We start from the raw sequence: 14,540 nt of genomic DNA on the forward strand, positions 1-14,540 counted from the left end.
CTTTTCATGCGTGAGCATAAACACGAGCACAGCATTGCGAGGATGGCCAGAGTACTAAAGGTGTCAGAGAGCGGATACTACAAATGGCGCAGACGAGTCGATGGGCCACTTACGGAGAAAGAGAAAGAAGACCTTAAGATCACAAAAGAGATATACGACATATACAGAGCTTCCAGAGGATCATACGGATCAAGAAAAGTAACCGTTATCCTGAATAAAGGTCGCAAAAAACGTGTCAACCATAAACGTGTCGAGAGGATCATGCAGGAGTGCGCTCTCTTTTCCAGGACATGCAGAAGGTTTGTCTGCACGACGGATTCAGACCATGACGAGCCAATCGCCGACAATCTTATCGACAGAGACTTCAGCGTTGATGCCCCGGATAAAAAGATGGTAAGTGATACAACAGTCATTGCTACGGAGCAGGGAGATCTGTATGTGGCCGGAATACTGGATCTGTATGGAAGGCTTCCCGTAGGGTTGGCAATGAGCGTGCATAACGATAGATTTCTGGTAATGGATGCATTAAAAGATATGCTTCTCAGAGGCTGTGGAAGTCCGGGATGCATCATACATTCGGACAGGGGTTCGACCTACTGTTCGAAGGAATACAGGAGAATGCTGAGCAGGCAGGGATTCATATGCAGCATGAGCCGTAAGGGAGATTGCTGGGACAATGCACCAATGGAAAGTTTCTGGGGTAAAATGAAGTCAGAATGGCTAAAGAAAAAATACAGAACAATCAACGAGGCAAAAGGTGATATATATGAATACGTGTGGCACTTTTATCCTCGTAAAAGGCCACACGAATCCATCAATTACTCAACCCCGTATGATTATTATCATAGGGGAGAAATCATATAGGAGTGACTCTACTTTTATGGGTACACTTCAAATTGATCCGGGCTCATATCGTCCAAGGAAAAGTTTTCCAAGATGTGGAAGTTTCGACGGATTAGATTCCTTCAGAATTTCGGGTTCGGGCAATCTGAAGGAACTTTTTTGAGCAGTTCCTTCAGGATCTTAATAATGGGGTTTCCCAAGGAATCAATCAGATCGGTTGTTTCGGCAGATGATGGAAATCTTAAATCTCGGCACAAAGCCATCCAGAGGTTCACGCAAAATGAGCAGTGCGAAGTCTGCCTGGGAATTGGGCGTTTGTTCTTCGGTTCCTCAAGGTGGAACTTCGCCAGCAAGGCAGCAAGGGATTTCGTCGGTTCAATGATCTCGACGAAATCATTGAATTGGAAAAATGTCAGCCAAATGACTGATGCCGATCATGCCTGGACCGGATACGATCGCTCGCATTCAGCGGAGCATCTGCCACTGAGTTCCTCGCCGTCGGTGAGGATTCTTCAGCATGGCGTAGGTGCGTTGTCAAGGGTGGCAAGCGGCTGCGTCTCGCGCTCTCTGCGCGCGAGCGCCTTACTCTCCCCGCGCGTAGCGCTCCGGTTCCGCGCCGCCCTTATGTCCGCGCGGCCCTTATGTCCGCGCGGCCCTTATGTTCCGCGCCTGCCCTTATGTCCGCGCCGCCCTTATGTCCGCGCCGCCGCGCAAGCGGCTTGCCTTATGCTTCGCCGAAGAACAGCTTCAGGTCTTCGTCCACGGTGCCGATGCCGGTGATGCCGAAGGTTTTCACCAGCATGTTCGCCACGTTAGGCGACAGGAAGGCCGGGAGGGTGGGACCCAGGTGGATGTTTTTGACGCCGAGGGAGAGAAGGGCCAGCAGAACGATCACTGCCTTCTGCTCGTACCAGGCGATGTTGAAGGCCAGGGGCAGGTCATTGATGTCTTCCAGCCCAAAGATCTCCTGCAGCTTCAAGGCGATGAGGGCCAGGGAGTAAGAGTCATTGCACTGGCCGGCGTCCAGCACCCTGGGGATGCCGCCGATGTCTCCCAGATCCAGCTTGTTGTACTTATACTTGGCGCAGCCGGCGGTTAGGATCACCACATCCTTCGGCAGTTTTTCTGCAAATTCCGTGTAGTAGGCCCGGCTCTTCTGGCGGCCATCGCAGCCGGCCATTACTACGAACTTGCGGATCGCACCCGATTTCACGGCGTCCACCACCTGGTCCGCCAGGGCGAATACCTGCTCATGAGCGAAGCCGCCCGTGATACTTCCCGTCTCCAGCTCCGTGGGCGGCGGGCAGGTCCTGGCCTGGGCGATGATGGCGGAGAAATCCTTCTTCTCCCCGTAGGCACCGGGGATATGCTTGCATCCCGGCATCCCCGTGGCGCCGGTGGTCCAGAGGCGGTCCACGTAGCTGGCGGCCGGGGGCACCACGCAGTTGGTGGTCATCAGGATCGGTCCGTTGAACTTCTGGAACTCCTCCTTCTGCTTCCACCACGCGTTTCCGTAGTTGCCGGCGAAGTGGGGGTATTTCTTGAAGGCCGGGTAGTAGTGGGCCGGGAGCATCTCGGAATGGGTGTAGACATCCACACCCGTGCCGGCGGTCTGTTCCAGCAGCATCTCCAGATCCCTAAGGTCGTGGCCGGAGATGAGGATGCCCGGGTTCTTCCGGACGCCGATGTCCACGGAAGTGACCTCCGGGTTGCCGTAGGCCTGGGTGTTGGCTTTGTCCAGCAGAGCCATGCCCGCGACGCCGTATTTGCCGGTCTCCAGCGTCAGCGCCACCAGCTCCTCTACGCCCAGAGAGTCGTCCAGAGTCTGGGACAAAGCCTTTTGCAGGAAGGCGTCGACCTCCTCATCGTCCTGGAGCAGGGCGTTGGCGTGCTTGGAGTAGGCGGCTAGCCCTTTCAGGCCGTAGGTGATCAGCTCGCGCAGGGAGCGGATGTCTTCGTTCTCTGTGGAGAGGACGCCCACCGTGGCGGCTTTGGCATCGAACGAGGATGCGGGAGCGGCCCAGGTGGCGGCTTCCGGCAGGCCCGACGCGTCGCTCAGCTCCGCCAGCAGGCGCTGCTTCAGGGACAAAGTCTTCTGCACGGACTCCATGATGGACGCCCGGTCAAAATTGGCGTTGGTGATGGTCGTGAACAGGTTCAGGGTGACCAGGTGGTTCACCTCCGGGCTCACCGGCTTACCCTCCGCCCTTAGCCGGGTGGTCACCGCGGAAAGGCCCTTGGTCACGTAGACCAGCAGGTCCTGCATGGCCGCGACGTCCGGTTTCTTGCCGCAGACACCGGAGACGGTGCAGCCCTTGCAGCCGGCGGTCTCCTGACACTGAAAACAAAACATCTGATTATTCATCGATCGTACCTCCTTGTTATTTTTGAACACAGTGTAGCATAATGGGCGGGGTCTGTCTGTAGTTTGAACCACGTTTTGCCGATTTGACGGATTCTCCCAAGTGTGTTAGAATTGAACGCGATATCAATTTTTCCAAAGGGAGGTATTATATTATGTGGACTATCACTGAAATGAAGGAACGAGGAAAGGCAGCGTTCAAGGCGAACTACTGGCCCAGCGTGCTTTGTGCGTTTCTGCTCATGCTGCTGGCGGGCGGCACCAGCGTGTCGATCAACGCGACCAAGCAGCAGCCCGAGTATTCGACCGAGGACATCAACAACATGATGAATGGCATGACACCGGAGCAGCAGCTGGCAACGGCGGGCATTTTCACCGGTGTCGTTCTGGTGATCATCGCGGTGGCCGTGGTGCTGCAGATCTTCCTGTTCAACCCGCTGAATGTGGGCTGCATAGGGTTCTTCAAGGAGAACGTCAAGAGCGGCGGCCAGGGAGACCTGGGCGTTATCAAGAGCGGTTTCCAGAGCTATGGACGGACATTCCTGACCATGTTCCTGAAGGATCTGTTCCTGGTGCTGTGGACGCTCCTGTTCATCATCCCGGGATTCATCAAGGCGTATTCCTACCGCATGGTGCCCTACATCATTCGGGACAATCCGGAGCTTTCACCGACAGAGGTCATCACCCGCTCCAGAGAGATGATGAACGGGCACAAGCTGAACACCTTTCTGCTCGACCTGTCCTTCATTGGCTGGATCATCCTAGGCAGCATCACCTGCGGATTGGTGCAGATCTTCTGGACCGGTCCGTACATGTCCAACACCAACGCAGCGCTGTACCTGCGGCTTTCCCAGCAGGCATAGCCAGCTCACGCATGGCGGCTACCCCGCGCCTATCGGCGCGGGTTTTTTGGTGGCACAAATCACTGGTCGCGGACGCTGTTGCCAGAAAAATGCAAAATAGACTTATTAAACTTAATAAAAAATGTCAAGTTTACAAAGTGTATTTTGCAAACTTGACATTTTGGTGACAGTATAGTAAACTTATTTTGCAAAAGGAGGTGTGAGTTATGCATGCCCTTATCAAACGTCCGGTCTATATGGAACAGCTTATCAGCTTCCGGGAAAAACAGCTTATAAAAGTAGTGACAGGGATCCGCCGCTGCGGAAAATCAACTTTGTTTGATTTATACTGTGAGTATCTGCGTAAGGATGGCGTCGGGGAAGATCAGATCATCCGTATCAATCTTGAAGACCCTGAGTATTTCGAGATACAGGATTATAAGCAACTCTACGATCTGGTTAACGGGCGTCTGATCCCCGACAAAATGAATTATATCTTCATCGATGAAGTACAGACAGTTCCGGATTTTCAGAAGGCGGTGGATGGTCTGCTTCTCAAGCCAACCTGTGATGTGTATATCACGGGGTCAAACGCCTATATGCTGTCCGGCGAGTTGGCGACCCTTCTCTCCGGTCGTTATGTTGAGATCAAGATGCTGCCCCTTTCCTTTAAGGAATACATATCCGCATCGGAAGATGATACGGATCTGCAAATGAAGTACCAACGCTATATTCAGAATGGATCGTTCCCCTATATTCTGCAATTATCCCGCCGCCGGGATATCCGTGCATATCTGGAAGGAATCTATACTTCCATTGTCCTGAAAGACGTCGTTGCAAGGCATCATATATCCGATGCCGGGATGCTCGATAGTGTGATCCGCTTTATGTTTGACAACATTGGCAATCTGTGCTCCGCAACCAGGATCGCGAACACCATGACCTCCAATGGGCGCAAGATCTCTGCGCCTACGGTGGAAAACTACCTCTCCGCGCTTGTTGACAGTTTTGTCCTTTACAAGGTAGGTAGATATGATGTGAAAGGGAAGCAGTACCTTACGACCGGCAGCAAGTATTATCTCTCCGACATTGGTTTGCGCTACTATCTGCTTGGCAGCAGGCGGGTCGATCTGGGGCATATTCTGGAAAATGTCGTATACCTGGAACTGCTGCGTCGGGGCTATGAAATACACATTGGAAAGGTTGGGTCAGCAGAGGTTGATTTTGTTGCAATAGGTGACGAGGGGGAAGAATACTATCAGGTGGCGTACACTGTAATTGACGCCGACGGCAAAACCCTCGCACGTGAGCTTGCGCCGTTGGAAAGTATCAAGGATCATAATCCGAAATACCTGATCACCATGGATTTTGTTCCAATGACTTCTCACAATGGAATCAAACAGATCAACGCCTTGGAATGGTTGCTGCGCTAACTGTGTTGCGCGAAACCTCCTAACGTCCCCGCACGGTATGGCGGTTACCCCGCGCCCATCGGCGCGGGTTTTTTGGTGGCACAAAGCCTTCACCCCGCCTTAAAAAATCATTTCTATAATATATATCTATTTTTATCCATTTTCTTATGATCTGTTGACCTAATATTTTCGTTATGATAGAATTATATGACGCATTTTGAGAGAAAGAAGGAACGAGGAATGCCGCACACCAAGCGGGTATCAGACAAGTCAGATCAGGATCAACAGAACCAACGCCGTGGGCTAGAGCACTGGCAGTGGGTCACCGCCTACCTCGTTGTATACGATGCGCTGGCTGTGACCTTTTCTTTTTTCTTTGCGCTGCTGTTGCGGTTTGACCTGCGGATCTCCCTGATCCCCCAGATCTACCTGGAGGCTTTTTTGCGGTTCGCACCTATCTACGCCATCCTCAGTGTGGCGGTATTTTGGGTGCTGAAACTATACAAGAGTATCTGGCGGTTCGCCAGTTTCCGGGAACTACAGCGGGTGACCATGGCCACTGTCGTCACGGGGGTCCTTCACATCGTAGGGATCACCCTGCTGTACAAGCGTATGCCCGTTTCCTACTACATCATCGGGATCGTCGTCCAGTTCGTGATGATCGTCAGCATCCGGTTCGCCTATCGTTTTGTGCTTCTGCTACGGAACAGCCGCCACAAGCAGGATGCCAACAACGCCATGATCGTGGGCGCGGGCGCCGCCGGAACCCTGCTCCTTAGGGAGCTGAGGCGGGCCCCTGAGGTTACCGACGAGGTCCGGTGTTTCGTCGACGACAACCAGAACAAGTGGGGACGCACCATCGACAATGTGGAAGTGGTGGGCGGCCGCTACGAGATCCCTCGAGCGGTGGAGAAGTACCGCATCAGCAAGATCTACGTGGCCCTGCCCAGCATCTCCGGACAGGAGCGGAAGCAGATCCTGGACATCTGCAAGGTGACGGACTGCGAGCTCATGACCCTGCCGGGCGTATATCAGCTGGCCCTCGGCAAGGTGACCGTCAGCGACCTGAAGAAGGTCGAGGTAGAGGATCTGCTTGGCCGGGAGCCCGTCAAGATGAAGTCCCGGGAGCTTCGGGAGTCCCTGGAGGGGAAGACCGTCCTCATTACCGGCGGAGGCGGAAGCATCGGCAGCGAGCTCTGCCGCCAGGTAGCCGCCGTGGAGAACCTGAAACGGCTGATCATATTCGATATCTACGAGAACAACGCTCACGCCATCAAGCTGGAGCTTTCCGACAAGTACCCGGATCTGGATCTGGTGGTGCTCATCGGATCGGTCCGCAACAGCCGCCGCATCAAGCAAGTGATGCGGGACTACCGCCCGGACATCGTCTTCCACGCGGCCGCCCACAAGCACGTGCCGCTGATGGAGGACAGCCCCTGCGAGGCCATCAAGAACAACGCCATCGGCACTTACTACACGGCCTTCGCCGCCATGGCTTACGGCGTGCGCAAGTTCGTCCTGATCTCTACGGACAAAGCCGTCAACCCCGTGAACGTCATGGGTGCCAGCAAGCGGCTGTGCGAGATGATCGTCCAGACCTTTGCACGGAAAATCGAGAAGGGCTGCGCCTCGGAGCTTCCTGACCTGCACGCCCACACCGGGACCAACCGGGAGGATATCGACAACCTGGTGATCCCCGACCGACCCGCCACCGAGTTCGTGGCCGTCCGGTTCGGCAACGTGCTGGGGAGCAACGGCTCCGTGATCCCCCGCTTCCGCGAGCAAATCGCCGCGGGCGGGCCCGTCACCGTGACCCACCCGGATATCATCCGGTATTTCATGACCATCCCAGAGGCCGCAGCCCTGGTCCTCACCGCCTCCACGTTTGGAGGTGGAGGGCATATATTCGTTCTGGACATGGGTACGCCGGTCAAGATCGACGAGCTGGCCCGGAACATGATCCTGCTGTCCGGGCACAAGCCTGACGTGGACATCCAGATCATCTACACCGGTCTCCGCCCCGGAGAGAAGCTCTACGAGGAACGCCTCATGGACGAGGAAGGCCTGACCAGCACCCGGAACGAGCTGATCAACATCGGCCGTCCCCTGGAGTTTGACGAGGACGCCTTCGTCACCCAGCTCCAGGGCCTGATGGAAGCCGCCTACGACGACCGGGAGGAGGACATCCGCCACCTGATAGCCGAGGTAGTTCCCTCCTACCACCCCGCGGGCAGACATGGTACCGAGTTCAAGGGGAATGCCTATCTGGCGCAGAGGAAGGCGATGGAGAAGAAGGTACAGTAGCCAACACTCGTGCGGCGGATGGAACCTCTGAGAGCATCTATTCCTTCGGCATCCCATATTCTCGTCTCATCGCTTCAGCGGAGACTACCCATTGCTTGTCAAATTTACAGATATCCTGTCCATTGACAAGCTTGCCATTGTGATACAGTTCATCACAGGCGATATCGATGTCATCGTTCCAGACGACGCCATATCTTCCGAGATCGATCGCTGCGGAATAGTAGAGTTCCGGATGATCTCGCAGCGGCGAGATCATCGGATAGCGTTCAAACAGCAGCTTCATGTCATACTGCTTGGTCACGCCATCGGCGAACTGCACATTCAGAACATAGTCCGGCAACGGTATCATATTCTTGATTTTGTGAAACATGCTAAACCTCCTGTTTATTCGAGAGGAGCTATCTTACAAAACTCCTGGCTGTCCCATATAGTCATGAGATTAGCGCTGTTGATGCTGATCCATTCTCTGACCATAGACAAAGCCTTGGGCGGAAGATCTCCCTCGAGGATGATCCCATCCTGAATGGTGACTTCCGCAGTATGCTCCCCGTTTTCAACGATGTCACGATACCGTGAAAATGTCGATCGGATTCACGACTGTTAGATAGATAATACATCATCACTATATGCAGACCATCCTCAGCTGGCTGAGGAATTCCTGCGTCGGGCGGGAGGGCGGTTCAGAGGCCTGTATTATGTGGACAAGATCCTTTACGAGACAGACACGCATGTCCAGGACAACATACAGTCACGATGTCGTATTTCCTTGCGCTTTGGATTCGGTTTGACTGCAGCTTCTCGATGACCTAGCCGGAATACCTGGAGTCGTGGAAGAAGTTCGCACTGCCCTATGCTCTGTCATCTGTGTTGTAGTGTTCACCCTGTGCAGGCTTTACCGCAGTATCTGGCGGTTTGCAAGTTACACGGAGCTGACCCGGGTAAGCCTGCGGGACATCCGGCGTGCTTCTGTTGTAAAAGAAGAGGTCTGCTGCTTCATCGATGACAACCCCAACAAGTGGGGACGGACCATCGATGGCGTGATCGTTGCGGGCGGACGCCAGCACATCCCGGAGAAGGTGAAGAAGTACGATATCGATAAGATCTACCTGGCCATCCCCAGCGCTTCTGCCATGGAAAGGTGGAGGTGGAGGACCTGCTGGGCAGAGAGCCCATCCGGGTCAATATGGATGAGATCTTCCAGGAGCTTACGGGCAAGGTGATCCTGGTCACAGGAGGAGGCGGTTCCATCGGATCCGAGCTCTGTCGGCAGATCGCGGCCCACGATCCCAAGCAGCTCATTATCTTCGACGTATATGAGAATAATGCCCACGCCATCAAGCTTGAGCTGAACGATAAATACCCCGATCTGGACCTGGTGGTGCTGATCGGATCAGTGAGAAACAGCCGCAGAGTGAAGAAGGTGTTCATGGACTACCGTCCGGACATCGTCTATCATGCGGCGGCTCACAAGCATGTTCCTCTCATGGAGGACAGCCCCTGTGAGGCCATCAAGAACAATGCGCTGGGCACCTATTACACGGCCTATGCGGCCATGCTGTTCGGGACCAAGAGGTTCGTGCTGATCTCTACGGATAAGGCAGTGAACCCGGTGAACATCATGGGAGCCAGCAAGCGGCTCTGCGAGATGGTGGTCCAGGCCTTCGCCCAGAAGATCAAAGACGGAAAAGCCCGGGACATTCCGGATATCCATACGGACAACAGCGAGAATCAAGGCCGGAAATGGCCGGAAATGCCAGAGCATCCGGTGACGGAATTCGCGGCGGTACGGTTCGGAAATGTTCTGGGAAGCAACGGCTCCGTGATCCCGCGGTTCCGGGAACAGATCGCCAAGGGCGGTCCTGTGACCGTGACCCATCCGGATATCATCCGGTACTTCATGACGATCCCGGAGGCAGTGTCACTGGTGCTGCAGGCGGGGAGCTACGCCAAGGGCGGCGAGATCTTCGTCCTGGATATGGGGACTCCCATGAAGATCGATGATCTGGCGAAGAACATGATCAGACTGTCGGGCCTTGTTCCTAATGTGGATATTCCAATCGTATATACGGGGCTGCGTCCCGGTGAGAAGCTCTTCGAAGAAAAGCTCATGAGTGAAGAGGGCATGAAGAGTACTCCGAATGATCTGATCCACATCGGATCGCCCATTCCCTTCGATACCGATGAGTTCATCGATGAGATCGAAGACCTGATGAATGCGGCGTATAACGAGCGCCAGATTTCTCCCTCCCCTATAGGCGGAGGGAGCCACCTCCGACTTTCAGTGGTGGTGTAATCCCCCACTGAAACCCGGAGGAGCTGAAGCTCCTGGCGCTCATTGCAGGCAGTCGCTTCGTCCTCGACGTGCAAGCACGTCAGGAGCTTCGCTCCGCCTTAAACGACGTGGACAACATCCGTGACCTGGTGGCGGAAGTGGTGAACACCTATCATCCTGCAGGGGAACACGGAACAGAAGAAAAGCCGGAAGCTTACGTGGAACAGAGAGAAGCCATGAAGCGGAAGGCGATCAATGTAGAATAAGGGTAGTTAGAAACAAAGGATTAATATAGATGGCAAAAAAGAAAGGTAAGCTGAAACGTTTCATCAAGACAACTGCAGTACTGACCGGAGGGTCTTTACTTGCGTTATCAATGGTTGCGAAAGCGAAGAAGGGCTCTTCGGTTTATGATGACCAGCCGGAAGAAAAGAACCCGATGGAAGGGAAGCGGGTTGTATTCGTTGAGAACGGATCAGAAGTGGAGAATGCTGACGGTGAAAGAGGTCATTTAGAGGCTGTAGGTGAATCTAAGTATTCTCCCTCTTTCTATGATAAGTATGTAAAACGTGGACTGGACGTAGTCCTGTCTTTTGGCGGACTAGTTGTTCTTTCGCCTGTATTAATAGGCATCTCTCTTGCCATTAAAATCGATGATCCAGGTCCGGTATTCTTCACACAGAAGAGAGTCGGACAGAATAAACAGTACTTTAAGTTACATAAATTTAGAAGCATGAAGATGTCAACGCCACATGATGTCCCGACTCATATGCTGGAGAATCCAGACCAGTATATAACTAGGGTTGGGAAGTTTTTACGGGCGCATAGTCTGGATGAATTGCCGCAGATCTGGGATATCTTTATCGGGAACATGAGTGTGATTGGCCCTAGGCCAGCGCTTTGGAATCAGGATGTATTAACCGCCGAAAGGGATAAGTATGGTGCAAACGATGTCAAACCGGGTCTCACTGGTTGGGCGCAAATTAACGGGCGAGACGAATTGGAGATTCCTGATAAAGCGAAACTGGACCAGGAGTATACGAAGAATCTTGGCTTGAAGATGGATATCATCTGTTTCCTAGGTTCTCTTCATGTATTTACAAATGATGATAGTGTAGTTGAAGGTGGTACTGGGGAAATGAAGAAGCATACAACGCAGGAGAATGAGAATGAAGAATAGATATTCAGTACTGATGTCGGTATATAAAAATGATTCTCCTGAATTTCTGAGGTTAGCTCTAAAAAGCATTTATGAGGATCAAACACGAAAGCCGGATGAGATAGTAGTTGTTTTTGATGGGCCTCTTACTTCAGCTTCGTTAGATGTGTTGGACCGATTTAGATTAGGTAAAGAGGACGTTGTCAGATACTATCCACAGGAAATTAACAGAGGATTGGGGGAAGCTCTACGTATTGGAGCGGAAAAATGCACAGGGGATTATATTCTTCGAATGGATTCAGATGATATAAGCGATCCAAAACGATTCGAGAAGCAGATCTCATATGTGGAAGAACATCCGGAAATTGATGTTCTTGGGACTGATATAGCAGAGTTTAATCAGGCACCAAATGAGCCCAATATGAGAGTTAGGGTTTGCCCAGCACAGCATGTAGACATAGTTCAGATGGGAAAGAAAAGAAATCCCATGAATCATGTTACAGTTTGCATTAAGAAATCAGCCCTAGAAAAGTGTGGTGGATACAAAACATTGCTTTTGCTTGAAGACTATTACCTGTGGTTAAATATGATTGCTGCAGGGTGTAAGCTGGAAAACATTAATGAATCACTAGTCTATGTCCGTGTGGGAAATGGATTCGATTCTAAGAGGGGATCCAAAGAGCGTATTACAGGGTGGAAGGTCCTGCAAGATTTTATGTTGGAAAACGATATGATTTCAAAAAAAGAAGCAAGAATGAATATGTTATATATTAATGTTTTCGTTAGAACTCCGGGGTGGATAAAGAAACTATTATACGAGAAGTTTTTGAGGAAGTAAACAAATGAAGAAAGCAGGGATAATTACACATTATGATGTTCATAATCACGGAGCTCATCTGCAATTATATGCATTAAAGCAGTGTCTAAAAGAATTGGGATATGAAGCAAGAGCTCTTAGATTCCAAAAGAACTACGATTTTATGGGTGGTGCTGAAATCGGAAGAAAATATAATATATCAATTCGCTCAATCCCCATCTATATTCAATACGCGGTTTCGAATGGTGTAGATAGGACAGTCTATAATATCAAGAAAAGAAAGACATTAGCAGAATTCCGAAAAACACAAGGTCTAGTGGGAGATTATTATTCTGAGGCCAAAGGGTTAGATGCAGTTGTAATTGGCAGTGATGAAATTTTCAGTGTCGAAGCTGGACCAAATCCTTGGTACTACGGGATTGGGGTGCCCTGTAAATATGAAATATCGTACGCAGCAAGTTTTGGACCAACAACACTACAACTAATAGATAAGCATAACGTTGGAGGAATGGTTGAGGCTGGGTTGAAGAATCTGAAGCATATTGCAGTTAGAGACAGAAATTCTGCGGAATTAGTGGAGCATTACACTGGTGAACGACCAATAATAGTCTGTGATCCTGTGCTTCTTTATGATTTCCCCAAACAATTAAAAGGCGAGGTGCTGGATTCTTTTAAGAATGAGCACCCTGAAAAGTACTGTATTGTTTATTCATATGATTACAATATGAATGACAATCAAACTGTAGAGGCAATCAAGGATTATGCCCGAAAGCGGGGACTAAAGATTTATAGTGTTGGTTATTATCATAGATGGTGTGACAGAAATATTAATGTTGATCCATTAGATATAATTAAATGGTTTTCTGGCGCTGAAATAGTGTTTACGGATACGTTTCATGGCTCTGTTATTTCTTTAGAGACTGGGACACAGTTCATATCTCAAATTCGTGCAAATGCGAACAAATTAGGTTATCTTTTAGAACAGTATGGCGTTTCTGAAAGAATAGTCGAGAATTATGAGAACATAGAAAGAATAGTTACAGAACCGATAGATTATAGCCAAGTAAATATAACGATTTCTAAAATTAGAAAGGAATCATATCTTTACTTAAAAAGGGTATTAGATAGTAATGATTGTGGTTGATAATAATTGTACAGCATGCGGCGCATGTGCTGTAGTATGTCCAAAACACTGTGTATCACTTATTGCAAACAATAAAGGTTTTTTGTATCCTCATATTAATACAGATATTTGTCTTAATTGCAATGTGTGTGATGATATCTGTCATCATAATAAACATATTGAGAATTATTTTGAGCCTAAAGTATTTGCTGTAAAATCAAATAATGATACCTTTTTAAAAAGATCTACGAGTGGAGGTGCTTTCTCAGCATTAGCAGAGTATGTGATAAATAGCGGAGGCGTAGTTTATGGCTGCGCATATGTCGATCACTTAAAAGCAAAGCATATTAGGATTGAAAGTTTAGGAGAACTTCATCGACTTAATGGATCAAAATATGTTCAAAGTGATTGTTCTAATTCGTTTGAGGAAGTGAGGAGAGATCTGATTTCGGATAGACTTGTTCTCTTTTCGGGTACACCTTGCCAAGTATCCTCCTTAAGAAGCTATCTTAAAGAAGACGTAGAGAATTTAATAACTGTAGATATAGTGTGCCATGGGGTATCCTCGCAAGCATTCTTTGATAAATATATAGATTGGTATGAAGACAAGAATAATATTGATGTAAGTGATTATGATTTCCGATCCAAACAAAATGCAAAATGGAGTCTCGCCGGGATTTGCTTTGGAGTGGACAGACGTACAAGACGAATAATCAGGAAAAAAGTCTTTTATTATAATGAATTCTACTATTTTTATTTTCTGAAAGGATTGGCATACAGAGAGAGTTGCTATCAATGTAGATATGCAAACATGCTCAGACCCGGTGATATTACTTTAGGTGATATGTGGGGGGCCGAAACTCTTGGTTTGAATTATGATGTTTCAGAGGGATGTTCACTTTTTATTGCTAATAATGAGAAAGGGTTGCGTCTACTAGACTACATTGACGTTGATGTAAAAAGGATTAGCTTAGAACAAGCAATTAAACTTAACGAGCAACTTACTAAGCCAAGCAGTATTCCTGAAGAATATAAGGATATTATTGATTTCATTTCGGTTACTGACGCAGAAACTATTGACAGAGATTTTCGAAAAAGATTTAGAAAGGAGCGCATGATTGGTTTTTTAAAGTATCACATCCCATACAGGCTAAAGAATCGACTTAAAAGAATTATCAAATAATGAGGTGATTTGGTTTAAGCAGACAGTAAACCAATACTGCAATCTATTTTCATAGGGATTGCTCTAATAGCGATCCTTAATGGTACTTAATCTAATCTAGCGAAACATGTTATTCTGCGAATCCACTAGTTGAGGGTGAGGTCAGTGTTGTTAGGGGTCATTTAGAGGATGATCCCGAAATAGTTGAATCTACTGTGCTTGTGCTCGAGAGTAATGAATCGCA

At 49.7% G+C, this 14,540-nt stretch carries 12 protein-coding genes and 1 pseudogene; 10 read left to right on the forward strand and 3 right to left on the reverse strand.

Features of this window, described 5'->3' with window-relative positions; translation table 11 throughout:
- Positions 1-6 precede the first annotated feature (6 nt).
- Positions 7-864 (forward strand): IS3 family transposase, encoded by an 858-nt coding sequence (locus tag P156_RS0108620; RefSeq protein ID WP_051600425.1) that lies wholly within the window; start codon positions 7-9, stop codon positions 862-864.
- Positions 865-1,567: 703 nt separating this feature from the next.
- On the opposite strand, the gene hcp is transcribed toward P156_RS0108620, so the two are convergent.
- Positions 1,568-3,208: a hydroxylamine reductase gene (hcp, locus tag P156_RS0108625; protein WP_027869771.1), complete on the reverse strand. Its 1,641-nt coding sequence runs from the start codon at positions 3,206-3,208 to the stop codon at positions 1,568-1,570.
- A 152-nt stretch (positions 3,209-3,360) separates the two neighbouring features.
- Between hcp and P156_RS0108630 the strand changes: the two genes are divergently transcribed.
- From P156_RS0108630 to P156_RS12200, 3 genes are all read left to right on the forward strand, one after another.
- A complete protein-coding gene (locus tag P156_RS0108630; RefSeq protein ID WP_027869772.1) occupies positions 3,361-4,068 on the forward strand; it encodes a DUF975 family protein in 708 nt (235 codons plus the stop codon).
- 206 nt (positions 4,069-4,274) lie between these two features.
- The gene (locus P156_RS0108635; protein ID WP_027869773.1) at positions 4,275-5,480 is read left to right on the forward strand and encodes an ATP-binding protein; all 1,206 of its coding nucleotides are present in this window, start codon (positions 4,275-4,277) and stop codon (positions 5,478-5,480) included.
- Between the two features lie 186 nt (positions 5,481-5,666).
- Complete coding sequence (locus tag P156_RS12200) at positions 5,667-7,763, forward strand: nucleoside-diphosphate sugar epimerase/dehydratase (protein WP_242838711.1); 2,097 nt, start codon at positions 5,667-5,669, stop codon at positions 7,761-7,763.
- A 37-nt stretch (positions 7,764-7,800) separates the two neighbouring features.
- Here P156_RS12200 and P156_RS0108645 read toward each other — a convergent pair whose 3' ends face one another.
- Both P156_RS0108645 and P156_RS13745 read right to left on the reverse strand, forming a co-directional pair.
- Entirely contained in the window at positions 7,801-8,133 is a 333-nt protein-coding gene (locus P156_RS0108645; protein ID WP_027869774.1) for a DUF2442 domain-containing protein, read from the reverse strand.
- A 14-nt stretch (positions 8,134-8,147) separates the two neighbouring features.
- Positions 8,148-8,354, reverse strand: coding sequence for a DUF4160 domain-containing protein (locus P156_RS13745; RefSeq protein ID WP_081818526.1), 207 nt, complete (start codon positions 8,352-8,354; stop codon positions 8,148-8,150).
- A 296-nt stretch (positions 8,355-8,650) separates the two neighbouring features.
- Here P156_RS13745 and P156_RS12205 point away from each other — a divergent pair.
- The 6 genes and pseudogenes from P156_RS12205 to P156_RS12210 form a co-directional block, all read left to right on the forward strand.
- Positions 8,651-10,056 (forward strand): annotated as a pseudogene (locus P156_RS12205) (polysaccharide biosynthesis protein); the annotation flags it as partial.
- A gap of 107 nt (positions 10,057-10,163) precedes the next feature.
- Entirely contained in the window at positions 10,164-10,301 is a 138-nt protein-coding gene (locus tag P156_RS13375) for a hypothetical protein (RefSeq protein WP_185752187.1), read from the forward strand.
- A 308-nt stretch (positions 10,302-10,609) separates the two neighbouring features.
- Positions 10,610-11,215 carry a sugar transferase gene (locus P156_RS0108660; RefSeq protein ID WP_027869775.1) on the forward strand — a complete coding sequence of 202 codons (606 nt, stop codon included), beginning with the start codon at positions 10,610-10,612 and terminating at the stop codon, positions 11,213-11,215.
- Positions 11,205-12,032 carry a glycosyltransferase gene (locus P156_RS0108665; RefSeq protein ID WP_051600865.1) on the forward strand — a complete coding sequence of 276 codons (828 nt, stop codon included), beginning with the start codon at positions 11,205-11,207 and terminating at the stop codon, positions 12,030-12,032. The genes P156_RS0108660 and P156_RS0108665 overlap by 11 nt, the downstream gene beginning before the upstream one ends.
- Positions 12,033-12,036: 4 nt before the next feature.
- Positions 12,037-13,155 (forward strand): polysaccharide pyruvyl transferase family protein, encoded by a 1,119-nt coding sequence (locus P156_RS0108670; RefSeq protein WP_027869777.1) that lies wholly within the window; start codon positions 12,037-12,039, stop codon positions 13,153-13,155.
- Positions 13,142-14,317: a Coenzyme F420 hydrogenase/dehydrogenase, beta subunit C-terminal domain gene (locus tag P156_RS12210; RefSeq protein ID WP_081818528.1), complete on the forward strand. Its 1,176-nt coding sequence runs from the start codon at positions 13,142-13,144 to the stop codon at positions 14,315-14,317. Before P156_RS0108670 ends, P156_RS12210 begins: the two co-directional genes overlap by 14 nt.
- The last annotated feature ends 223 nt before the right edge of the window (positions 14,318-14,540 follow it).

The sequence above is a fragment of the Eubacterium sp. AB3007 genome, assembly GCF_000688015.1.
Taxonomy (GTDB): domain Bacteria; phylum Bacillota; class Clostridia; order Peptostreptococcales; family Anaerovoracaceae; genus Aminicella.

Coding starts and splice junctions, on each gene's coding strand:
- hcp (WP_027869771.1), bottom strand. CDS start 3,208: ATGAATAATCAGATGTTTTGTTTTCAGTGTCAGGAGACCGCCGGCTGC.
- P156_RS12210 (WP_081818528.1), top strand. CDS start 13,142: ATGATTGTGGTTGATAATAATTGTACAGCATGCGGCGCATGTGCTGTA.
- P156_RS0108665 (WP_051600865.1), top strand. CDS start 11,205: ATGAAGAATAGATATTCAGTACTGATGTCGGTATATAAAAATGATTCT.
- P156_RS0108645 (WP_027869774.1), bottom strand. CDS start 8,133: ATGTTTCACAAAATCAAGAATATGATACCGTTGCCGGACTATGTTCTG.
- P156_RS0108620 (WP_051600425.1), top strand. CDS start 7: ATGCGTGAGCATAAACACGAGCACAGCATTGCGAGGATGGCCAGAGTA.
- P156_RS0108630 (WP_027869772.1), top strand. CDS start 3,361: ATGTGGACTATCACTGAAATGAAGGAACGAGGAAAGGCAGCGTTCAAG.
- P156_RS0108670 (WP_027869777.1), top strand. CDS start 12,037: ATGAAGAAAGCAGGGATAATTACACATTATGATGTTCATAATCACGGA.
- P156_RS12200 (WP_242838711.1), top strand. CDS start 5,667: ATGACGCATTTTGAGAGAAAGAAGGAACGAGGAATGCCGCACACCAAG.
- P156_RS0108635 (WP_027869773.1), top strand. CDS start 4,275: ATGCATGCCCTTATCAAACGTCCGGTCTATATGGAACAGCTTATCAGC.